Source organism: Agrobacterium sp. T29 (genome assembly GCF_006970545.1).
Taxonomy (GTDB): Bacteria; Pseudomonadota; Alphaproteobacteria; order Rhizobiales; family Rhizobiaceae; genus Agrobacterium; species Agrobacterium leguminum.
In genome coordinates this window covers 1044871-1065999 of sequence record NZ_CP040640.1, presented here as the reverse complement: position 1 = coordinate 1065999, position 21129 = coordinate 1044871, and the positions used below count along the sequence as shown (strand labels likewise).

The 21129-nt window shown below is 59.9% G+C and carries 20 protein-coding genes; 9 read left to right on the top strand and 11 right to left on the bottom strand.

Annotated elements, in window-relative coordinates:
- Positions 1-27: 27 nt before the first annotated feature.
- From tsf to FGF54_RS05460, 3 genes are all read right to left on the bottom strand, one after another.
- On the bottom strand, positions 28-954 hold the full coding sequence (tsf, locus tag FGF54_RS05470) for a translation elongation factor Ts (RefSeq protein WP_003521408.1): 927 nt from the start codon (positions 952-954) through the stop codon (positions 28-30).
- 359 nt (positions 955-1313) lie between these two features.
- Positions 1314-2081 (bottom strand): 30S ribosomal protein S2, encoded by a 768-nt coding sequence (gene rpsB, locus FGF54_RS05465; protein ID WP_003496241.1) that lies wholly within the window; start codon positions 2079-2081, stop codon positions 1314-1316.
- A gap of 192 nt (positions 2082-2273) precedes the next feature.
- Positions 2274-3116 carry a cell envelope integrity EipB family protein gene (locus FGF54_RS05460; RefSeq protein WP_003521409.1) on the bottom strand — a complete coding sequence of 281 codons (843 nt, stop codon included), beginning with the start codon at positions 3114-3116 and terminating at the stop codon, positions 2274-2276.
- Positions 3117-3232: 116 nt separating this feature from the next.
- Between FGF54_RS05460 and FGF54_RS05455 the strand changes: the two genes are divergently transcribed.
- Genes FGF54_RS05455 through FGF54_RS05440 form a run of 4 tightly spaced genes read left to right on the top strand, consistent with a single transcriptional unit; the run spans position 3233 to position 6084 of the window.
- A complete protein-coding gene (locus tag FGF54_RS05455; protein WP_142779117.1) occupies positions 3233-3703 on the top strand; it encodes a RidA family protein in 471 nt (156 codons plus the stop codon).
- Positions 3700-4440 (top strand): glycerophosphodiester phosphodiesterase, encoded by a 741-nt coding sequence (locus FGF54_RS05450; RefSeq protein ID WP_168208016.1) that lies wholly within the window; start codon positions 3700-3702, stop codon positions 4438-4440. The genes FGF54_RS05455 and FGF54_RS05450 overlap by 4 nt, the downstream gene beginning before the upstream one ends.
- Positions 4437-5630 (top strand): GNAT family N-acetyltransferase, encoded by a 1194-nt coding sequence (locus FGF54_RS05445; RefSeq protein ID WP_142779116.1) that lies wholly within the window; start codon positions 4437-4439, stop codon positions 5628-5630. The genes FGF54_RS05450 and FGF54_RS05445 overlap by 4 nt, the downstream gene beginning before the upstream one ends.
- A gap of 22 nt (positions 5631-5652) precedes the next feature.
- Positions 5653-6084 carry an HIT family protein gene (locus FGF54_RS05440; protein ID WP_142779115.1) on the top strand — a complete coding sequence of 144 codons (432 nt, stop codon included), beginning with the start codon at positions 5653-5655 and terminating at the stop codon, positions 6082-6084.
- 125 nt (positions 6085-6209) lie between these two features.
- Here FGF54_RS05440 and FGF54_RS05430 read toward each other — a convergent pair whose 3' ends face one another.
- Positions 6210-7061, bottom strand: coding sequence for a DUF1989 domain-containing protein (locus FGF54_RS05430; RefSeq protein ID WP_142779113.1), 852 nt, complete (start codon positions 7059-7061; stop codon positions 6210-6212).
- Between the two features lie 110 nt (positions 7062-7171).
- Between FGF54_RS05430 and FGF54_RS05425 the strand changes: the two genes are divergently transcribed.
- Positions 7172-8035 (top strand): LysR substrate-binding domain-containing protein, encoded by an 864-nt coding sequence (locus FGF54_RS05425; protein WP_142779112.1) that lies wholly within the window; start codon positions 7172-7174, stop codon positions 8033-8035.
- Positions 8036-8052: 17 nt separating this feature from the next.
- On the opposite strand, the gene FGF54_RS05420 is transcribed toward FGF54_RS05425, so the two are convergent.
- The 6 genes from FGF54_RS05420 to FGF54_RS05395 all read right to left on the bottom strand — a co-directional run bounded on the left by FGF54_RS05420 (position 8053) and on the right by FGF54_RS05395 (position 15563).
- A complete protein-coding gene (locus FGF54_RS05420; RefSeq protein WP_168208015.1) occupies positions 8053-8397 on the bottom strand; it encodes an AzlD domain-containing protein in 345 nt (114 codons plus the stop codon).
- Entirely contained in the window at positions 8394-9152 is a 759-nt protein-coding gene (locus tag FGF54_RS05415; RefSeq protein ID WP_020810567.1) for an AzlC family ABC transporter permease, read from the bottom strand. The genes FGF54_RS05420 and FGF54_RS05415 overlap by 4 nt, the downstream gene beginning before the upstream one ends.
- 170 nt (positions 9153-9322) lie before the next feature.
- Complete coding sequence (clpA, locus tag FGF54_RS05410) at positions 9323-11836, bottom strand: ATP-dependent Clp protease ATP-binding subunit ClpA (RefSeq protein WP_003521419.1); 2514 nt, start codon at positions 11834-11836, stop codon at positions 9323-9325.
- Between the two features lie 10 nt (positions 11837-11846).
- Positions 11847-12203 carry an ATP-dependent Clp protease adapter ClpS gene (clpS, locus tag FGF54_RS05405; protein ID WP_003521420.1) on the bottom strand — a complete coding sequence of 119 codons (357 nt, stop codon included), beginning with the start codon at positions 12201-12203 and terminating at the stop codon, positions 11847-11849.
- 282 nt (positions 12204-12485) lie between these two features.
- Entirely contained in the window at positions 12486-15071 is a 2586-nt protein-coding gene (gene cckA / locus FGF54_RS05400) for a cell cycle histidine kinase CckA (RefSeq protein WP_065653937.1), read from the bottom strand.
- 174 nt (positions 15072-15245) lie between these two features.
- Positions 15246-15563 (bottom strand): hypothetical protein, encoded by a 318-nt coding sequence (locus tag FGF54_RS05395; RefSeq protein ID WP_246666958.1) that lies wholly within the window; start codon positions 15561-15563, stop codon positions 15246-15248.
- A gap of 196 nt (positions 15564-15759) precedes the next feature.
- Between FGF54_RS05395 and FGF54_RS05390 the strand changes: the two genes are divergently transcribed.
- Entirely contained in the window at positions 15760-17010 is a 1251-nt protein-coding gene (locus FGF54_RS05390; RefSeq protein WP_168208014.1) for a flagellar biosynthetic protein FliO, read from the top strand.
- A gap of 109 nt (positions 17011-17119) precedes the next feature.
- On the opposite strand, the gene dksA is transcribed toward FGF54_RS05390, so the two are convergent.
- Positions 17120-17539: an RNA polymerase-binding protein DksA gene (dksA, locus tag FGF54_RS05385; protein ID WP_003496274.1), complete on the bottom strand. Its 420-nt coding sequence runs from the start codon at positions 17537-17539 to the stop codon at positions 17120-17122.
- Between the two features lie 302 nt (positions 17540-17841).
- Between dksA and FGF54_RS05380 the strand changes: the two genes are divergently transcribed.
- The 3 genes from FGF54_RS05380 (at position 17842) to FGF54_RS05370 (ending at position 21002) form a co-directional block, all read left to right on the top strand.
- Positions 17842-18318 carry a histidine phosphatase family protein gene (locus tag FGF54_RS05380; RefSeq protein ID WP_246666973.1) on the top strand — a complete coding sequence of 159 codons (477 nt, stop codon included), beginning with the start codon at positions 17842-17844 and terminating at the stop codon, positions 18316-18318.
- A gap of 129 nt (positions 18319-18447) precedes the next feature.
- A complete protein-coding gene (locus FGF54_RS05375; protein WP_142779108.1) occupies positions 18448-19926 on the top strand; it encodes a YcjX family protein in 1479 nt (492 codons plus the stop codon).
- Positions 19923-21002, top strand: coding sequence for a YcjF family protein (locus tag FGF54_RS05370; protein WP_142779107.1), 1080 nt, complete (start codon positions 19923-19925; stop codon positions 21000-21002). The genes FGF54_RS05375 and FGF54_RS05370 overlap by 4 nt, the downstream gene beginning before the upstream one ends.
- Positions 21003-21129 lie beyond the last annotated feature (127 nt).

Below are 21129 nucleotides of genomic sequence, written 5' to 3'. Positions count from 1 at the left end.
CGTTTTCCCAAGATTGGGTAAATATAATCAGCCCTTGGCGACGGCTGCGACTTCGGCTGCGAAATCGCTTTCTTCCTTCTCGACGCCATCGCCGAGCAGCAGGCGAACCATGCCCGTCACTTCGATGGAAGCGCCGGCTTCCTTTTCGGCTTCCTTAACGGCAGCGCCGACGGTCAGGTCCGGGTTGATGACGAAAGCCTGCGACAGAAGGGCGACTTCTTCGAAGAACTTGCGCATACGGCCATCGACCATCTTTTCGATGATGGCTTCCGGCTTGCCGGATTCGCGGGCCTGTTCGATGAAGACATTGCGCTCGCGCTCGGCAACGGCGGCGTCGACTTCTTCAGCGCGGATGGCGAGCGGGTTGGTCGCAGCGATGTGCATGGCAACCTGGCGGCCGATGGAGTTCAGAACGGCCTTGTCGCCTTCCGACTTCAGGGCAACGAGAACGCCGAGCTTGCCGATGCCGTCGCCGGCAGCGTTGTGGATGTAGGTCGCAACAACGCCGTGCGGAACTTCGAGCGCTGCCGAGCGGCGGAGCGTCATGTTTTCGCCGATGGTGGCAATCGCGTCCTTGATGCTGTCAGCAACGGACTTGCCGGTTGCCGGATAGGTGGCAGCGGAAACAGCGTCAACGGTGCCGTTGGTGGTGAGGGCAACCTGGGCGATACCGCGGATGAGGTCCTGGAACGCATCGTTACGGGCAACGAAGTCGGTTTCGGAGTTCAGCTCAACGACGACAGCCTTGTGACCCATGGTGGCAACGCCGACCAGACCTTCGGCAGCCGTACGGCCGGACTTCTTGTCGGCCTTTGCGATGCCCTTGGCGCGCAGCCAGTCGATCGCCGCTTCCATGTCGCCATTGGTCTCAGCAAGAGCCTTCTTGCAGTCCATCATGCCTGCGCCAGACTTTTCGCGCAGTTCCTTCACCATTGCGGCTGTGATTTCGGTCATTGTTTGCCTCTTATCGGTTCGATCGGTCAGCCGGCGGAATTTGCCGTGCCGAAGTTCTGGGTGATGACTGTACCCGGCCGCACACCCTTTGAAACCGGAGAGGATTTCAGGAAAGGGGCATGCGCATTCCCAAGTGCGGCGGCGTCTCCATGCATCGAGATGATGGGTGCCGCTGAAGTATGACAGCGTTATGAAGACTGCCTTCCGTTTCAACCGCATCGGACGCCAGCGATTTCATAAAAAACGTGGCGGAGCGCTTGAAACGAACAAGGCCGTCAACCCATTGAAGGTCTTTGACGGCCTTGTCATATCCTGGTCGAGGAGACGGCGACCGAGATCGCCGCCAGACAGGGCCTATATCAGGCGCCAGCCTCGTCTTCGAGAGCGGGCTCGATCGGAGCTTCTTCCGAAGCGCCGATGTCGCGGCCGGAAGCGCCCTGCTGACGGGCAATACCGTCGATGGCAGCGCGGGCGATCAGGTCGCAGTAAAGCGAGATGGCGCGCGAAGCATCGTCGTTACCCGGGATCGGGTAGTCGATGTGATCCGGGTCGCAGTTGCTGTCGATGATCGCAACGACCGGAATGCCAAGACGCTTGGCTTCTTCGATCGCGATCTTTTCCTTGTTGGTGTCGATGATGAACATCAGGTCCGGAACGCCGCCCATATCGCGGATACCGCCGAGAGCCTTCTCAAGCTTTTCGCGCTCGCGCTCGAGGTTCAGGCGTTCTTTCTTGGAGTAGCCGGAAGCTTCCGAGTTCAGGATCTCGTCGACCTTGCGCAGGCGCTGGATCGAGTTGGAGATGGTCTTCCAGTTGGTCATCATGCCGCCGAGCCAGCGGGAGTTGACGTAGTACTGGGCCGAACGCTTTGCGCTGTCGGCGATGATTTCGGACGCCTGGCGCTTGGTGCCGACGAACAGAACGCGGCCGCCGCGAGCGACGGTGTCGGACACGACCTGAAGGGCGCGCGACAGCATCGGAACGGTCTGAGCCAGGTCGATGATGTGGATGTTGTTACGGTCGCCGAAGATGTACGGCTTCATCTTCGGGTTCCAGCGGTGCGTCTGGTGGCCGAAGTGAACACCAGCTTCCAGAAGCTGGCGCATAGAAAAATCGGGCAATGCCATGCCTTGTTACTCCTTTTCCGGTTTAACCCCCGCGAAGCGAACAGCACCGATTTTCATCGATACCACCGGGCGGAACGGACCGGATTTCTCCCGGAACATCCCAAGCTTCGCGTGTGGAATGGTGAGCCGCATACAGTCGCCCGCGTGAAAATGCAAGCATTTATGCGAAAAAATCGCTCAAATAGCCGCCTTTCAGCGAACCGGCTTGTTTTCGCAGGTTTCGGGCTTGAGAATATCCAGCTTCGCAAGCTTTCCCGTCAGAACGAAATCGCCGTAATCCATCGTCAGATCGCGGGTGATTCCGTTTTCGTAAAGCTTGAACGACATGCGGTAGATCGGCAAAGCGTCCGTGCCGGTCTTGTCGTTGTAATAGGCGATCGTTACCGGCCAGAATGCCGCCTTGGCGAATTCCCCCGCCTTGCCGGCGTCGGCATCGCCATCCTTCGGCATCTGCGACTTGCCGACCAGGGTGGAGGTGATCAGGCTTTCATCGCCATCGTCCGAACCGTCGAATATCCGGGATTCGAAGATGCGCTTTCCCTGTTTGGCATGTTCGATGACCTGAAACATATGCTGCGTCGGGAATTCGCTGGCGACGAGACTGACCTGACGGGCATCCGGGCGGGTCAGATCGACCTTCACGCCATCGGTGCCGTCGGTCGCAGCGCCCTGCACTTCCTTGTCCAGCTTGTCGTCGGTGTAGGACTTGGTTTCGAAGGTGAATTTCTTGGCCGTGAGATCCTCGAAGGTCGTGGTCTGCTGGTCGGTCATGCGCACGGCATCGCCGGTGTTGATCTGCGTCACGAAACGGAAATCCGTCTTGTAGCCCTGACAGGCCGAGCCGGTGAACTCATAGACCATACGGCCCGTCATGCCCTCGATACCGGATCGATCGGACGCATCCTTGAGCTCGAGATCGTAGACGGCGCGGTGGGCGACGAGATCGGGAACCGTGACCGGCAAGGCATTGGCAGCGTTTGACAGGCCGGTCATAAGCCCTGTTGCGGCAACGAAACCAAGCGTCCTGACAAACATGCAATATCTCCTGTTGGACTCGCCGCTCATATTGTACAAGCAACCGCCCGGCTTTTGGATCAACATCTTCTGAATGCCGGATTCTTGAAGGATTTACAACAAAACCGGAGACGAAAATGTCGGACGTCATCGAAGGCCGCCTCAAGGAACTTGGCTTTACGCTCCCCGTAGCCGCAGCACCAGCCGCAAACTACGTTCCATTCACCATCAGCGGCAATCTGCTTTATGTATCGGGTCAACTGCCGATGGAATCGGGCAAGATTGCGGTGACGGGCCTCGTTGGCCGCGATGTCGACGTGCCAGGCGCCCAGCGCGCGGCCGAACTTTGCGCCGTCAACATTCTCGCACAGGTCAAGGCCGCTTTGAATGGCGACCTCTCGAAAATCCGCCGTATCATCAAGCTGAATGGCTTTGTTGCGTCGGTTCCGGAGTTCGTCGAACAGCACCTCGTCATCAACGGTGCTTCCAATCTCATTGCCAATGTTCTCGGTGAGCCCGGCAAACATGCCCGCGCCGCCGTCGGCATGGCCTGCCTGCCCTTCAATGCCGCCGTCGAAATCGACGCCATCGTGGAAATCGACGTATGACGCTGAAACTCTCCTGGCTGACGGCTCAGCCCGTCGCCCATCGCGGTTATCATGATCTCAATAAAGCGATCTGGGAAAACACGCTTTCCGCCTTTTCCCGCGCCATCGAGGCCGGTTTCGCCATCGAATGCGACGTGCAGCTGGCCGCCGACAGTGTGCCGGTGATTTTTCACGACGACGACATGGCCCGCCTGACCGGCATCAAGGGCGATGTGCGCGAACGCACATCAGCCGAGCTGTTGCTTCTTGCCGTCGGCCAGACCGGGGACCGGGTCCCTACCCTCAAGCAGCTTCTCACGCTCTGCGCCGGCAAGGTGCCGCTGGTCATCGAGCTGAAAGGCCGCGCCGGCGAAGGCGTCGACGACGGTTTTGCCGAGGCGGTGCTGGAAGACCTCGAAGGCTATAAGGGCCATGTGGCGCTGATGAGCTTCGACCACCATCTGCTGAAGGATTTGAAGGCAGCCGGCTCGCCCTGGCCGCTGGGTCTGACGGCCGAAGGCGACAAGCCGGAAGACTTCTTCAAACATGACGAAGCGATGCAGATGGGTCTCGATTTTATCTCCTATCATTGGGGTCATCTGCCCAACAGCTTCATCGAGGCGCAAAGAAAACTTGGCCTTCCGGTGATTACCTGGACGGTCAGGGATGAAAATGCGCGCGAGACTACCTATAAATATGCGGACCAGATGACATTCGAAGGTTTCGACCCGAGAGAGAACCCGTCCGCCACGGCATGACAGAAGACTATTCCATTCGCGTTGCGCAATCCTTCAGGGATATCGATCCGGAAAGCTGGAAGCGGCTTTCCGGAACCTCGCGCAATACATCAGGAAAAATCTACAACCCGTTTATTTCCCATGAATTTTTATCATCCATGGAAGAATCGGGATCGGCGACAGCGAAAACCGGCTGGCTTGGGCACCATCTGCTTCTCGAAAACGCCTCCGGTGCTCTGGTCGGAGCGGTGCCGGCCTATCTGAAGAACCACAGCAAGGGCGAATATGTTTTCGACCATGGCTGGGCGGATGCTTTCGAACGGGCCGGCGGGCACTATTATCCGAAACTGCAGTGCTCGGTTCCCTTCACGCCGGCAACCGGACCACGGTTGCTCGTCTGCGGGAACGAGGACGAGACACGCTTCAAGGCGCTCCTGGCCTCCGGTCTCGCGCAGGTGACGGAAAAGATCGGCGTCTCATCGGCACATGTCACATTTCTGGAAGAGAACGATCTCTCCGCCCTTCTGCCGCGCGATTTCCTGCACAGGACCGACCAGCAGTTCCACTTCATCAATGACGGTTATCGCGATCACGGTGATTTTCTCGACGCCCTTTCCTCGCGCAAGCGCAAGGGGCTGAAGAAAGAACGCCGCGCCGCACTCGAAAACGGCATCGAGATCGACTGGCTGACGGGAAGCGACCTGACCGAGGATATCTGGGACCAGTTCTTCGCCTTCTATATGGATACCGGCAGCCGCAAATGGGGCCGGCCCTATCTGACGCGGGAATTTTATTCACTGATCGGCGAGCGCATGGCCGATGACGTGCTGCTGGTGATGGCGAAACGTGAGGGGCGCTATATTGCCGGTGCGATCAATTTCATCGGCTCGGACGCGCTTTATGGCCGCCACTGGGGCTGCATCGAGGATCATCTCTTTCTGCATTTCGAGGTCTGTTATCATCAGGCGATCGATTTCGCGCTTTCCAGGGGACTGAAACGGGTGGAAGCCGGCGCCCAGGGCGAACACAAGCTGGCGCGTGGTTACATGCCGGTCACCACCCATTCGGCGCATTTCATTGTCCATCCGGGCCTGCGCCGCGCCATTGCCGACTATCTTCAGCGCGAGCGCGAGGAAGTCGCGCATATCGGCGATTATCTTGATGAACACACGCCCTTCCGCAAGGGCGAGAGACAGGAACCGGACGTATAGTCCGCCATGAGGAGAGATCACGATGACGGCCAGCGCCTATGACGACAACAATATCTTCGCAAAAATCCTGCGCGGCGAGATTCCGAGCCACAAGCTTTATGAAGACGAGCATACGCTTGCTTTCATGGATGTGATGCCGCAGGCCCCCGGCCATCTGCTGGTCGTTCCGAAAACCGGTTCACGCAACCTGCTCGATGCCGACCCTGAAGTGCTGGCGAAAACCATTCCCGTGGTGCAGAAACTGGCAGTGGCGGCCAAGGAAGCCTTCGATGCGGATGGCGTCTTCATCGCCCAGTTCAACGAACCGGCGGCTGGCCAGACCGTTTTTCACCTGCATTTCCACGTCATTCCGCGCAAGGAAGGTGAGCCGCTGAAGCCGCATTCCGGCGTGATGGCCGATGGCGAGGTATTGAAAGCCCACGCGGATAAGATAAAGGCCGCGCTTGCTTCGTGATGGCTGCCTCGCATGCGACGTCATCCTCGGCCTTGTGCCGAGGATCCAAACACGTATCTAAAATCAATCGGTTGCAGATGCCCGGGACAGGCCCGAGCATGACGCAGGAGAGGTTTTCGGACTGATCATTCCGGAGAACGGTAAGCATTCCGTTCCGGCCATGGCCAGCCTTCAAGCGCCGTCATATCAGGCCGGAATATTTCCACCTTCAGCGGATAGCAGGTTGCCGTGTCGCTCGAATGCGTGGCGCTGCAATCACCGCCCGGGCAGGCGGAAAGCGCGCCGACAAGATCGATCTCCGCAAAAAGCTCCAGATAATCACCCGGCCGCACCGGGCTCGCCTTCATGAAATATTGGTGTGTGTCGCGGGTGAAACCCGTGCACATGAAGACGTTGAGGACGTCATGCACATGCGGCTCCGCCTGCCGGAATGACAGGCCCTTGGCGGAGGCCAGCGCATTGGTCAGATTGGAATGGCAGCAATAGTGGTAATCGCCGCCGCTCAGGAGCTTGTTGGTATAGGGATCGCAGCGTGTGCCGATCACGTCATGCACACCGCCGCCGTCTTCATCGAAGCCATACCATGATAACGTATCATGCGTGATCGTCGCCATCGGCCGCAGGGACGGCAGGTTGCTCCACAGCCGGTTGCCGACCGAAACATGGGTAGCGTGCAGGGCGCGGGTCTTGCCGCTGAAAAACCGCTCGGTCAGATCATTGGCGTTCCAGAGGTTCAGGTCTCCGACCTGCGGACCTTCAACGCTTACGATGCGAAAGAAATGCCCCTTCGGCACATGAAAGGTGCGGCCGTCACGCGGCGGCACGATGACCTCATCGATCTTTTCCATGCCTTGTTTGGCTTCTTCCAGACGCGCGAGGTCTGGCATTTCAAGCGTCCCGTTCGGATAAACGACAACAGGACGGACGGCGCGGCGTTCAGCGGCGTCGACAGGTTCGGCGGCGGGCATGGGGGTCATGAAATCCTCGGGCAATCAAAATCTCGAGGCGAAATTGCGCCATGCTTGCTCGCCTGACAAGACGGGTTTTTCTTGCGCTCAGGCCAAGTCTTACTTACCCTTGAGACACCATGAAATTACCGCCGCTCACCACCCTCCGCGCATTCGAAGCCGCAGCCAGAAGAACGAGTTTTTCTCTGGCTGCGCAGGAACTCGGCATGACGGCAACTGCCGTCAGCCAGCATGTGCGCAATCTGGAGGCCTGGCTCGGTGTGGCGCTGTTCGAGCGGCACGCGCGGGGCGTGAGACTTACTCCAGCCGGAAAGGAATTCGGCACGACGATTTCGACCGCCCTACGGCAGATCGCTTCTGGTGCCGCCCGGATCCGTCAGGGCCATGACCGCGTGACCGTTCGCCTTGCCAGCCTGCCCTCGGTCGTAGCGCATTTTCTGACGCCCCGCCTGCCCCGCTTTCGGGCGCTTTACCCCGATATACAGGTATCCATCAGCTATTCCGGCGCGCATCACGCAATACCGGCCGATCTCACCATAGGACATGGCATCGCCTCCGGGGAAAATGCGGTTGCGCTTTTCAGCGCGGAGACGCGGCCGACATGCGCGCCGGGCTATGTCGCTAAATTCGGTCCTTTCGACAATATTGACAGCCTGTTACGAGCGGAATTGCTGCATGACGATACCGAGGCGGCCTGGCAGAACTGGTTCGCAGCCGGGGGAATATCCCTGCCCGATAACGCCGGTCCGGTTTTTGCGGATTTCAATCTGCTCGTGACCGCTCTCAAAGCCGGTCAAGGCATCGGCCTCTGCCCGACGGCGCTTTTTCACGACGAGATTGCCGAAGGTCGACTGACCGTGCTCTTCGACCGGGCGGCCGATACGGAGAAATATTACTGGCTGATGGAAGGAGACGAGATGACCGCACCGGCTAGACTTCTTGCGGATTGGCTTGTTGCGGAAGCCCGAGAGAGCGGTCTCTGAGGTCGAATAAACCAATCTCAGAAACCGAGCGCGAACAACCCACCCGCCAGAAGCAGGATCGGCACCGCCACGCCGACGATGACCCGCTGGCCTGCCATCAGAAAAGCGATGAAACCGAGCGCGGCAGCGCCGACGCGCAGCCACAGGGGGGATGCTTCCAGCGTTCCGGTTGGAAAGACGATCAGCTTGGCGGTGACGGCCATGACGAGTGCGGTGGCGACTGCCCTTACCCAGTGCAGCGCTTCGGAATCCTCCTTCAGGCGGTTACCGGCGAGAACGCCGAGCCAGCGCCAGAGATCGGTCGCCAGCCAGCCGGCAATCGCGATGAAGAGGTAGGGCGCCCACCAATGTTCGGTCATCATGGTTCGCTCTCCGGTGAGACGGGTTTTATCCGGCGGCGGAACACGAGGCGGTCAATCAGATAGGCCGCCGTGCCCCCACCTATCCCGGCATAGAGAATATCGAATTCCGGTGCGATGACCGCGAAGGCGGGCCCGGCGATGACGCCGATGACGAAGGCGACCTTGACGACGGAATGACGGGCCGAAGCCCAGATCGATGCCACGAAATAGACCGGCGTGAGAAAAAACAGCACGCCAGCGACAAGCGGCGGAAAGGCGGCGACAACGCCGTAACACAGGCCGACGATGATGGCATTGACCACGGTGAGCGTCATGCCGAAACCGGCGAACCAGGCGGCCCGGGCTTCGCGCGGTACCCTGGAAAGATTCTGCGTGGCAAAGACCCAGGCGGTGATTGCGACGAAATGCGAGAGAAACAGCAAAATCCATGTCGGCGTCTTCGCGCCGCGCATTTCCGGAACGATGGAGGCGACCATCGGCATCATCCGGACCGACGACAGCGTCACCGCCAGAAAGCAGGCGGCAAGATTGGCGCCGCCGACCATGGAGCCGATCAGGATCATCTTCGCCGGCAGGGCCCAGATCATCAGCGTCATGAACACGGCTTCACCGCGCGCGACACCGGATTCCAGCGCGAAGGCGCTGAAACCGACGAAAGATGTCATCAGAATGAGCGAGGGCAGCGAAAATATGCCCCGCATTCCCCGGAAAAACCAGCCGCTCAGGGGGATGGTATCGCTGTCGGCAGTCTGCATTGCTGACCCACTTGTGCATGTCACCCGAAACTGTGCCGCAGCTTCGGGGTAACGTCATGCATAAAACAAAAAACAAAACGCGCCGGAGGTATCAGGGAAAACGCGACGCGCTTCATACATGAAAATGCCGGGCTTTCGCCCGGCATCGGTTTATCGGTCGAACACCTTGATCATTTCTTCTTCGGCACTTTCGGCACCGCATTGGTCTTGCGGCGCGGCTTGCTGTCCTCGTCCGACTTGTCGGCCTCGGCAACAAGGACATCCGCCTCTTCATTGGCCTTCGCCGCCTTGGAAGCAGGTTTCGTCTTGGCCTTTGCCTTGCCGGGCGATTTGGCCGCCTTCAGTTCGGCCTCCGGCTGCGGCTTCACGGGCGCCGTCTCCGGCAGGACCTCGAGTATGAGACCTTCGGAGCCGTCATCCTTTTTGCCGACGGTGACGCTGACGACGCCGCCCTTCTTGAGCTTGCCGAAGAGGATTTCATTGGCGAGCGGCTTCTTGATGTTTTCCTGGATTACGCGCGACAGCGGGCGGGCACCCATCTTCTCGTCGTAACCCTTTTCCGCCAGCCAGGAAATCGCGTCTTCATGCAGATCGAAGGTGACGTTGCGCTCAGACAGCTGGGTTTCCAGCTGCATGACGAACTTCTGCACCACCTTGTGGATAACGGCAGTCGGCAGCGGCGAGAACGGAATGATCGCATCCAGACGGTTGCGGAATTCCGGGGTGAACAGGCGGTTGATCGCCTCTTCATCCTCGCCCGTGCGCCGGGAAGAACCGAAACCGATGGCGGATTTCGCCATTTCGGATGCGCCCGCATTGGTCGTCATGATGAGGATGACGTTGCGGAAGTCGATCTTCTTGCCGTTATGGTCGGTCAGCGAGCCATGGTCCATCACCTGCAACAGAATGTTGTAGATGTCCGGATGTGCCTTTTCGATTTCGTCCAGCAGCACCACGGAATGCGGGTGCTGGTCGACGCCGTCGGTCAACAGGCCGCCCTGATCGAAGCCGACATAACCGGGAGGTGCGCCGAGCAGACGCGACACGGTATGGCGCTCCATGTATTCCGACATGTCGAAGCGCAGCATCTCGACGCCGAGCGAGGCGGCAAGCTGCTTGGCCACTTCCGTCTTGCCCACACCGGTTGGGCCCGAGAAGACGTAGGAGCCAATCGGCTTGTTCGGTTCGCGCAGGCCCGCACGCGCCAGCTTGATGGCCGTGGCAAGCGCTTCGATGGCGATATCCTGACCGTAAACGACGGAACGCAGTTCCTTTTCGAGATTGGCGAGAACCATCTCGTCGTCCTTGGAGACCGTCTTCGGGGGAATACGGGCCATCGTCGCGATGGTGGCCTCGATTTCCCGCTCGGTGATCAGCTTACGGCGCTTGGAGGCCGGCAGCAGCATCTGCGCCGCACCGGTCTCGTCGATCACGTCGATTGCCTTATCCGGCAGCTTGCGGTCGGAAATGTAGCGGGCCGACAGTTCGACGGCAGCCTTGATCGCCTCGTTGGAATATCTCAGGTGATGATAATCCTCGAAATAAGGCTTCAGCCCCTTCATGATCGCGATGGCGTCATCGATGGACGGCTCATTGACGTCGATCTTCTGGAAACGGCGCACGAGCGCGCGATCCTTTTCGAAGAATTGCCGATATTCCTTATAGGTGGTCGAGCCGATGCAACGGATCGCACCCGAAGACAAAGCAGGCTTCAAGAGGTTCGATGCATCCATCGCGCCGCCGGAGGTCGCGCCCGCACCGATGACGGTGTGGATTTCATCGATGAACAGAACCGCGCCCGGATATTCCTCAAGCTCCTTGACGACCTGCTTCAGCCGCTCTTCGAAATCGCCGCGATAGCGGGTTCCGGCCAGCAGCGTGCCCATGTCGAGCGAGAAGATGGTGTCGTTGGCGAGCGCTTCCGGCACCTTGCCTTCGACGATACGCTTGGCGAGACCTTCGGCAATCGCCGTCTTGCCCACGCCCGGATCCCCCACATAAAGCGGGTTGTTCTTGGAGCGGCGGCAGAGGATCTGGATCGTACGGTTGACCTCGTCGTGACGGCCGATCAGCGGATCGATCTTGCCGTTTTTCGCCTTTTCATTGAGGTTGATGCAATAGGCCTTCAGCGCATCCTGCTGCTTCTTGGCGGACGATCCGTCTTCCTCGGGATTGCTGCGGCTCGCCTTGTTTTCGCTTTCCGGTTCATCGGCACCGCGCGGCGTGCGCGTCTGCGACGTGCCGGGGCGCTTACCGATGCCGTGGGAGATGTAGTTGACCGCGTCGTAACGGGTCATCTCCTGTTCCTGCAGGAAATAGGCGGCGTGGCTTTCGCGCTCGGCGAAAATGGCCACAAGCACGTTCGCGCCGGTCACTTCCTCGCGGCCGGACGATTGAACATGGATGACGGCCCGCTGGATGACCCGCTGGAAGCCGGATGTGGGTTTGGAATCCTCGTCGTAACCCGTGACGAGGTTCGTCAGTTCATTGTCGACGTAATCGCTGACAGTCTTGCGCAGCGCATCGAGATCGACATTGCAGGCGCCCATCACGGCTGCGGCATCCGCGTCGTCGATCAGCGCCAGAAGGAGATGTTCCAGCGTCGCATATTCGTGGTGACGCTCATTTGCAAAGGTCAGTGCCTGGTGCAGCGCCTTCTCGAGACTTGGGGAAAAAGTTGGCACGTTGCGATCCTCATTTCTTTTCCATGACGCATTGCAGCGGATGCTGGTGCTGTCGGGCGAAATCCATGACCTGGCTTACTTTCGTCTCTGCGACCTCATATGTAAACACCCCGCATTCGCCCACGCCGTGCTGGTGCACGTGCAGCATGATGCGGGTTGCCGCTTCGCGATCCTTCTGGAAAAAACGCTCCAGAATGTGGATGACGAATTCCATGGGAGTGTAGTCGTCATTCAGTAAAAGAACACGGTACAAATTCGGTCTTTTTGTTTTTGGCTTGACGCGGGTGATAACAGACGTTCCGCGGTTGGTGCCGCCGCCGTCTTCCCCTTCGCCCTCGCCCTGCATGTAGATCGGCCTAGCGATCATCTTTCATCATTCTCCAAACCGTTCTCAAACCGACAGTTCTTTGCCAGGAGGGAGAACTTCGCCTCTTCATATCTAGGTCGTTAAGACGCGATTTTAAGCCCCTTGCGAAACGGTGCAATCACTATTGCGTTTGCGAAGAGGCAAACCTCGGGAAAAGTGCGGATATGGAGGCAGCCAGGGCGCAGGAAGACACGGACCCGCAGTAGCGGCGCATTTTTCAGGCCGGATGCAATGGATGCGACAGGTCGCGGCGCAGCCGAATCCGGTTCGCCGCCGCCCGCCTTATTCCTTGTCGTCGAGCATTTCGCGAACGGCGATGGCGAGTTGCTTGAGCGAGAAGGGTTTGGGCAGGAAACCGAACTTGGCGTCCGCCGGCAGGTTCTTTGCGAAGGCATCCTCGGCATAACCCGAAACGAAGATGAATTTCAGGTCCGGATAGGACTTTCGCAGTTCCCTCAGCAGCGACGGACCGTCCATTTCCGGCATCACGACGTCGGAAACGACGATGTCGACCTTGCCTTCCAGCTCCTCCATCACCTCCAGGGCTTCGGTGCCGGAGCCGGCCTCATGCACGGTGTAGCCTCTGGTTTCCAGCATGCGCTTGCCGCCGCGCCGCACCGCTTCCTCGTCCTCAACCAGAAGCACGACAGCGGATTTGCCGGTGAGATCCAGCGGCTCTTCCTTCACCGGTTCGGCTGCGATGACCGGAGCAAGCGCCGCCTCGCCGGGCTGCCCGTTGCTCTGAACGGCCTCCACCACATGGCGCGGCAGGTAGATACGGAAGGCGGTTCCCTTGCCCACTTCCGATTCGGGATAGATATAACCGCCCGACTGTTTGACGATGCCATAGACCATCGACAGGCCAAGGCCGGTGCCCTTGCCGACTTCCTTGGTGGTGAAGAAGGGCTCGAAAATCTTGTCCATGATCTCGGGCGGAATACCCGTGCCATTATCGGCAACTTCCACCATCACCATGTCCTCGGCCGGGAATTCCGGACGGCCAAGCGCTGCGATTTCCTTCGCGTCGACGTTGCGCGTCCTGATGGTGATCTTACCGCCGTCGGGCATGGCGTCGCGTGCATTGACGCAGAGATTGATGAGCACCTGCTCGAATTGCGACAGATCCGTCTTTACCGGCCACAGATCGCGGCCGTAATCGACCTCCAGCTTGACATTGGTGCCGGAAATCAGCCTGTCCACCAGCATGCGCAGATCGCCGATCACATCCGTCAGGTTGAGGATGGCCGGACGCATGGTCTGCTTGCGCGAGAACGCCAGAAGCTGGCGTACCAGCACGGCCGCGCGGTTAGCGTTGCGCTTGATCTCCATGAGATCGGCGAAGCTCGGATCGGCAGGCCGCGCCTGTAGCAGCAGATGGTCCGACGACAGCAGGATGGCGGTCAACACGTTGTTGAAATCGTGGGCGATGCCGCCCGCCAGCGTGCCAACGGCATTCATCTTCTGCGTCTGCGCCATCTGGGTCTCGAGCGCCTTCTGCTCGGTCACTTCTATGGCATAAACGATAGCCACCTCTTCCGGCGCTTCATCGTCCTGATCGATGACGGCGTTGACGTAGAAGCGGAAATGCCGGCCCTCGTCGCTCGGGTGGCGGGAATCGAAAGGCGCTATATCGCCCTGACGGTCCTTGGCTTCGGCCAGCGCCTGTTCGAGCCGCGGCTTCTCATTGTCATGGATGACCGTCTCAAGCGCCACGCCGCGATCGATATCATCGCGTCCGACAACGCCGGAGAACAATTTCAGGAAGGGCGCGTTGATGCGCAGGATGCGGCCTTCGCCGTCGAGCGAGGCAATCGCCATCGGCGTGTTGTTGAAAAAGCGGGTGAAACGCATGGCGGAGGAGGATTCCGTATCCTCCTGCCCCTTTGGGCGCATCAGGACGATGGTGCGGCTCTCGCCGGGCGCGCCATCTTTCGAGGTGACCTGATGCACGAGGCGGGCCGGCATGCTCTGGCCGTTAACCCGTCGCATGTCGAGATCGAGGATTTCAGTGCGCTTCGCCGTGCCCTGCGGGTGCACCGATTCGATCAGCGCCATGCCCTCGCCGGCGACGATATCGGAAACCGTCATAGAACCGGGCGAAAACTGCGCCAGATCGATGCCGAGCCATTCCGACAGGGTAGCGTTCAGATAAACGATCTCGCCCTTGCGCCCGGCGGAAAAGAAACCGGCCGGGGCGTGATCGAGGTAATCGATGGCATTCTGCAATTCGCGGAAGAAGCGCTCCTGATCCTCGCGCTCCGGCGTGATATCGGCGATCTGGAAGACGTGCAGCCCCTCGCCGCCCGCATCCTTCAGCACCCGGCCCTTCAGCCTGTACCAGTGCGGGCCTGCATTGGAATCCTCACCCAGCGGCTTCAGCAGCCGGAACTCTTCGTAACCGTCGCGGCCTTCGCGCAGCACGTTGATGAGCCGGTAAAGCGCTTCGGTTGATTCCCGACTGCGCGACAGAAGCGTTTCGAGGCTCTGGATATCGCTCGCCTTGGTGGTGCCGCTCATCCGGCAATAGGTGGCATTGGCATAGACCATATGCCCCTTGGCGTCGGTGATCAGCGTGCCTTCAGGGTGAGCAGAGAGAAACCGGCGGGCAAGCCCGTCGGATTGCGACTGCGGCATGACCTCGATGAAACCGATGATCGACGAGACCAGAAAGAAGATGCCCATCATGGCCAGCACGCCGAGAATGCCGAGCACGATTTCGTTTTCGAGCGAATCCTTGAAATAGACGAAGGCGGCAGCGGCGGCGATCAGAACCAGCGCCAGAAGCAGAATGCGCAGGACCGTGCCGGAACGGGCGCGCCTGTCCACCAGCGGAAGGTCGTTGTCGCTTGTCTCGCGCACCCGTGTCATCTTGGCCTCGCAGTCGTGCAGGTCGTCATTCGGTCAGCCCCATTTCCCCGACGGAATCGGGCAGTAAAATTTCTTGTAGCAACTCGCTTGACCGGCAAAAAGCTCCGCCAGGACACAAAGGCTTAAAAACGCACAGCGAAAACGGCCTGAAAGGTGTATAAAAGCCTTAAAAGACTACGGCCTGGTACAGGTCAGCTCCTTCACCTGACATTGAATGCGCGGCGCGGAACAGACGATCTTGCCGTCAGCAACGGTGCAAACCGAGCATCCGTCCGTGAAGTCGACGCAGGAAGGGTTGTCGCGCACGAATTCCGCCATGGTCGTTGCGTTATCCGGCACCTTGTCTTCGGCCCAGGCCATCGAATGTGGAAACGCGAAAAACGGTGGCAACAGCAAAACAACACGCATCAAATGCCGTGCGAGGGAGCCGTTAATGCGCAATGACTGGGACATTCCGGAACGCTCCTTCGGGAAAAGAATTGCAACTTTCACTGTCTTTCAGCATTGAAGGACGAGATATGGCGCTTTGGTGGCGTCGTTACGGTTGAGGCGGCAATCCTGTGGGGCGAAATGAATAAACCTTGTATCGCGCCCAAAAAAATCGTCTTTTCCTGCTTGACGTTCACTTTATAAGAACCACGGCAATATTAATTGCCCAAGAAACGAAAAAGCCAAAAAATCTGAAGGGATGATCTCCATGATGGAAGATTTTATCGGCGCTTATGGAAACCGTCTCATCGTCGCCGTCGTCGGTGTGGGTGTGGCCCTGCTTGTTCTGGCGATTGCGCTGTGGCTTCTGCGCAGGCGCAGCGGTTCTGCCCCTTTCATCCGGGGCGGGCGTAACCGGCAGCCGCGCCTGCAGGTTCTCGATGCGACGGCCGTGGACGCACGCCGCCGTCTGGTGCTGGTGCGCCGTGACAATGTCGAGCATCTCGTCATGATCGGCGGTCCGACGGATATCGTCATCGAAAGCGGCATAGGTGCGATCCCCATTGTCAGGGACGTGCAGGAGCCGGAATTAAAGGCGCTGCCGCGCCAGGAAAGCGATCAAAAGAGAGCCGAGCCGGCGATCCAGCAGGAACGTCGCCCCGCCCTGCCGCAACAGCAGCCCGTTGCGGCTGCGGCTCCCGTTTCCGCGCCTGAAGAACCCGTGAAGCAAGCACAGCGGCCGGAGCCGCCGGCACCTGTGCCCTCGTCGCGTCCAGCACCCGTTGCGGCGGCCGCCGCTCAGGTTCCGCCACGCCCATCGACCCCGCCGCAACCCGTACCCACGCCTGTAACGGCGCGCGAAACCGCGCCGCCGGCAAGACAGGCGGCACCCGAGCGGGAGACAGCACGCCCCACGCCGCCGCCAATACCGGTTGCAACGGCTCCGGTCGCTGCCGTCTTGCCGATGGCGGCTGCGTCGCTCGACATGGCGGCGGCCCGAACGGAACCCAGGCGTGCCGAGCCCGTCGTGCCGGCTCCGGTACCGGTCGCACCGCCGATCCCTGCACAGGCACCCGCCGAGCCAAGGGCGGAAGAACGGACTGCGGAGTTCGCCCCGCCGGTCTTTGCCGCGCGCGAACCGGTGATCGATCAGTCCATCGCCGCCGATTTTCTCGACGCTGCACGGGAGCGCGTTCTTCCCGACCTGAAGCCGGGACAGACAACGCCGCCCGCACCTTTCCCGCCCAAGCCTGAAAATCCGGCAGTGGCTTCCAACGACGCCGAGCCGAAATTTTCCGATGAGCTCGCCAGCGATTTCGAAAGCTTCCTCGAGGCGGAAATCGCCAAGAGCAGGGAGGCGGATAACGAACCGTCCGTCGTCCCTGTCGCGGAAAAGCAGATCAAGCCGCAGCCAGCTTCCTCGCCTGTCACCGGCGCTTCACCGGATGGAGACATGCAGAAGGAAATGGCGCGTATCTTCGGAGAGCTTTCCGTGACCCGCGACCGCTGACGCGCGCGGGTCTTCCGACCAGAAATTCGAAATAGAAAAAGGGCACGGAAGAGATTTCCGTGCCCTTATTATTTGTCATGCGATTTGCCGACCTCTTGGCCGCAGCGCCTTATTCGTCGCGATAGACTTTTTCGCGACGCTCGTGACGCTCCTGCGCCTCGATGGAAAGCGTTGCAATCGGGCGGGCGTCCAGACGCTTGAGGCCGATAGGCTCGCCCGTTTCCTCACAGTAACCGTAAGTGCCGTCTTCGATCCGCTGAAGAGCTGCATCGATCTTTGAAATCAGCTTGCGCTGACGGTCACGGGCGCGAAGTTCGATCGCCCGGTCCGTTTCGGAAGAAGCCCGATCGGCGAGATCGGGGTGGTTGGCGCTTTCTTCGGCGAGATGTCCGAGGGTCTCGCGCGCTTCTCTCAGGATGTCATTTTTCCAGGCGACCAGCTTCGCGCGGAAGTAAGCCCGCTGGCTGGCATTCATGAACTCATCGTCTTCCGAGAGCACATATTTGCTAAGATCGATCTTCTCACTCAACGCGATTCTCCTCGAAGAACATCTCAATGCGGCGGTGTATACTCCAATGATAGTGGCCGATTCAAGTCTGCAGATCAGTTTTCAGGCATTTTTAAAACTGACACAAAAATCATCTAAATGACTAATTTTTATCCTTTATTCGTATTGAAGCGAACTCTTCTTCAATCACTTCAACGCGACTTACCAACAGGAAAGAGGACTTGCGGTCCTGCAACCCTATCCTGTAGCATTCAACCCGTGCCCTGACATTCGAACGCCGGTCCCCGCCCTTGACAGCATCTTCCCCGAGCCGAGTTTATCTTCTGCGCCACGCCAAGGCCGCCTGGGCGGCGCCGGGAGAACGGGATTTCGACCGGGGATTGAACGAAGCCGGTTTTGCCGAGGCGGAGATCATCGCCGACCTTGCCGCCGACCGGCATTACCGCCCCGAACTGCTTCTGTCATCCACCGCCGCGCGTTGCCGGCAGACCACACAGGCCTGGCAGCGGGCGTTCAACGAAGGCATAGACATCTTCTACGTCGATGAGATGTATAATGCGCGCAGCGAAACCTACCTCTCCCTCATCGCCGCGCAGGCGCAGGCGCAATCGGTGATGCTGGTGGGCCACAACCCCACCATGGAGGCGACGCTGGAAGCGATGATCGGCGAAGATTTGCTGCATGCCGCCCTGCCCTCGGGTTTTCCCACCTCTGGTCTTGCCGTACTCGACCATGATGACAGCGCCGCAAACGGTAAAAACAGCTGGCGGCTGGTCGATTTTCTCGCGCCGGGCAAATAATCGCTACAGCCCTTCGTAAGAATTTTGCAAAGCCGCCCTGCTGAAAATCCGCTGGAGCGCTTCTTTTTTGGGCAGCCATACCTTCCTATATTGCAGCCGTGACCGTTAAACACAGCCAGGAAACTGCCATTGCCGCCTTCTCTTACGTCCCTGACAGACAGCGCGCTTATCGCATTCGATAATCTGGCCGACCGTGCGAGCAACCTCACCCACCCGACATTGCGGCTTGGCGTCACCGGCCTTTCGCGGGCGGGCAAGACGGTTTTCATCTCCTCCCTCGTCCACAATCTTCTGAATGGCGGCCGGCTGCCGCTGTTCGAGGCGATGCGGTCCGGACGCGTCTCGAATGTGCGGCTGGAGCCGCAGCCGGACGACGCCATTCCCCGTTTTCAATATGAGGATCATATTCAGGCGCTGGTGCGCGACCGGCTGTGGCCGGATTCGACGCGGGCGATCTCGGAACTCAGGATAACGCTGGATTATCAGAGCGCCAGCGGCTGGGGCCGATGGTTTTCGGCCGGCAAGCTTTCCATCGATATCGTCGATTATCCCGGCGAATGGCTGCTCGACCTGCCGCTTCTGTTACAGGACTATAAACAGTTCAGCGACGCGACCGTCGCCCTTGCCGGAAGCGGCATCCGCGCCGAACTGGCGCAGGAATGGCTGGCGATCGCCTCTTCGCTCGACATCAACGCACCGGCCGACGAGATGACGGCCCGACGTTTGGCCGAAAGTTTCGCGGCCTATCTGAAAGCCTGCAAATCCGACGAGAGGTCACTCTCAACCCTGCCGCCCGGCCGTTTCCTGATGCCCGGCGATCTCGAAGGATCGCCCGCGCTGACCTTCGCGCCGCTTCCCGGCCTGACGGATGAGAAAGCGCCCAAGGGCTCGCTGCGCGCCATGATGGAACGGCGCTATGACGCCTACAAGTCGATTGTGGTCAAACCCTTCTTCCGCGAGCATTTCGCCCGCCTCGACCGGCAGATCGTTCTGATCGACACGCTGCAGGCCGTCAATCGCGGCCCGGAAGCCGTGCAGGATCTGGAGCGGGCGCTGGGCGATGTGCTTGCCTGTTTCCGCCCCGGCACCAACAGCCTGCTGTCGTCGCTGATCGGCCGGCGTATCGACAAGGTGCTGATCGCCGCCACCAAAGCCGATCACCTGCATCACGAAAGCCACGACCGGCTGGAGCGCCTGACCCGCCGTCTGGTGGACCGCGCCATCACCACCATCGGCATGAATGGCGCCGGCATCGAGGTCATGGCGCTCGCTTCCGTGCGCGCTACCAGAGAGGCAAGCGTGCGACAGGACGGCCACGAGCTGCCCGTCATCGTCGGCACGCCCATGGCCGGTGAAACCATCAATGGCGAGACCTTCGACGGCAATCGCAAGACGGCGATATTTCCCGGCGATCTGCCTGAAGACCCCGAGCCGCTTTTCCGCAGCATCGACAGGGATGGCGACAAGGCGTCGCTGCCGGACGTCAATGTCGTGCGCTTCCGTCCGCCGAACATAGATGAGCCGGGCAGCGGCGGCATAAGGCTTTCCGTTCCCCATATCAGGCTCGACCGCGCCATGCAGTTCCTGTTCGGAGACAAGCTCGCATGAAGCTTCCCACACAAAACGATCCGCAGGCGCGCCGCCCGGCCGCTTTCACGCTTGAAACCGAAGAGACGGCACGACCGTCCGCCGCACAGAAACGTGCGCCGCGCAGCTTCGACGCCGAGATTTCGCTGACGCCCGACGAGGACGATCCGTTTCTGGCGCCTGAGGAGATCGATGCCGCCGCGCTGCCGGTGGCGTCTCCGAAGAAAAGCCGCTTCTCCTTCGGCAAGCTTGCGCTCGGCGCGCTTGGCGTCTTGTTCTCGCTCGCCTTCGGGCTGTGGGCGGATCAGCTCATCCGCAACCTGTTCTCCCGTTCCGACTGGCTGGGTTACACGGCCACTACCGCTCTTATTCTGGCGCTTTTCGCCGTTCTCGTTCTCCTCGGCCGGGAAATCTTCGGCATCATGCGGCTCAATGCCGTGCAGTCTCTCAAGGCGGATGCTGAAACAGCGAGCCTCGACAAGAGCCCGAAACCCGCACGCGCCATCGTCACCCGCCTGAATGCCGTTCTCTCCCACCGGGCCGAAACGGCCAAGGGACGTGCGGCGCTGAAGGAAACCGAAAACGATGTGATCGACGGCCCGCATCTGATCGAGCTTGCCGAACGTGAGTTGCTCGTTCCGCTCGACAGGCAGGCCCGCGCCCTCATTCTCAATTCGTCCAAGCGCGTCTCCGTCGTCACTGCCGTCAGCCCGCGCGCGGTGGTCGATCTCGCTTGTGTACTGTTTGAAGTGACGCGGCTGGTGCGCGCCATGGCGGAGCTTTATGGCGGCCGTCCCGGTACGCTCGGCATGCTGAAACTCCTGCGCGATGTCGTCGCCCATCTTGCCGTCACGGGCTCGATCGCCGTTGGCGACGGGCTCGCCCAGCAGGTTCTCGGCCACGGTCTTGCCTCGAAACTCTCGGCGCGACTCGGCGAAGGCGTCATCAACGGCCTGATGACGGCGCGAATCGGCATTGCCGCGATGGATCTGTGCCGTCCGCTGCCGTTCAGGGCGGTGAAGCGGCCGGGGATCGGCGATTTCATGTCCGACCTGACGCCCGATTTAAGCGGTGGAAAAACCGGTGAAAAAGCCTGATTGCCCGGGCTTGGACGGTTCAAAAGGTTACGAACGAAGCCGCAAATGAGAGTGAAATAAACCAAGCATTAACCATTCCGCCGGTAGATTGCAGCCTATCGAACAGGCATCTTCGCCGGGGAAAGTA

What these genes read in the sequence shown, in the direction of transcription:
- tsf (WP_003521408.1), bottom strand. Translation starts at nt 954, where the DNA reads ATGACCGAAATCACAGCCGCAATGGTGAAGGAACTGCGCGAAAAGTCT.
- rpsB (WP_003496241.1), bottom strand. Translation starts at nt 2,081, where the DNA reads ATGGCATTGCCCGATTTTTCTATGCGCCAGCTTCTGGAAGCTGGTGTT.
- FGF54_RS05460 (WP_003521409.1), bottom strand. Translation starts at nt 3,116, where the DNA reads ATGTTTGTCAGGACGCTTGGTTTCGTTGCCGCAACAGGGCTTATGACC.
- FGF54_RS05455 (WP_142779117.1), top strand. Translation starts at nt 3,233, where the DNA reads ATGTCGGACGTCATCGAAGGCCGCCTCAAGGAACTTGGCTTTACGCTC.
- FGF54_RS05450 (WP_168208016.1), top strand. Translation starts at nt 3,700, where the DNA reads ATGACGCTGAAACTCTCCTGGCTGACGGCTCAGCCCGTCGCCCATCGC.
- FGF54_RS05445 (WP_142779116.1), top strand. Translation starts at nt 4,437, where the DNA reads ATGACAGAAGACTATTCCATTCGCGTTGCGCAATCCTTCAGGGATATC.
- FGF54_RS05440 (WP_142779115.1), top strand. Translation starts at nt 5,653, where the DNA reads ATGACGGCCAGCGCCTATGACGACAACAATATCTTCGCAAAAATCCTG.
- FGF54_RS05430 (WP_142779113.1), bottom strand. Translation starts at nt 7,061, where the DNA reads ATGACCCCCATGCCCGCCGCCGAACCTGTCGACGCCGCTGAACGCCGC.
- FGF54_RS05425 (WP_142779112.1), top strand. Translation starts at nt 7,172, where the DNA reads ATGAAATTACCGCCGCTCACCACCCTCCGCGCATTCGAAGCCGCAGCC.
- FGF54_RS05420 (WP_168208015.1), bottom strand. Translation starts at nt 8,397, where the DNA reads ATGATGACCGAACATTGGTGGGCGCCCTACCTCTTCATCGCGATTGCC.
- FGF54_RS05415 (WP_020810567.1), bottom strand. Translation starts at nt 9,152, where the DNA reads ATGCAGACTGCCGACAGCGATACCATCCCCCTGAGCGGCTGGTTTTTC.
- clpS (WP_003521420.1), bottom strand. Translation starts at nt 12,203, where the DNA reads ATGATCGCTAGGCCGATCTACATGCAGGGCGAGGGCGAAGGGGAAGAC.
- cckA (WP_065653937.1), bottom strand. Translation starts at nt 15,071, where the DNA reads ATGACACGGGTGCGCGAGACAAGCGACAACGACCTTCCGCTGGTGGAC.
- FGF54_RS05390 (WP_168208014.1), top strand. Translation starts at nt 15,760, where the DNA reads ATGATCTCCATGATGGAAGATTTTATCGGCGCTTATGGAAACCGTCTC.
- FGF54_RS05370 (WP_142779107.1), top strand. Translation starts at nt 19,923, where the DNA reads ATGAAGCTTCCCACACAAAACGATCCGCAGGCGCGCCGCCCGGCCGCT.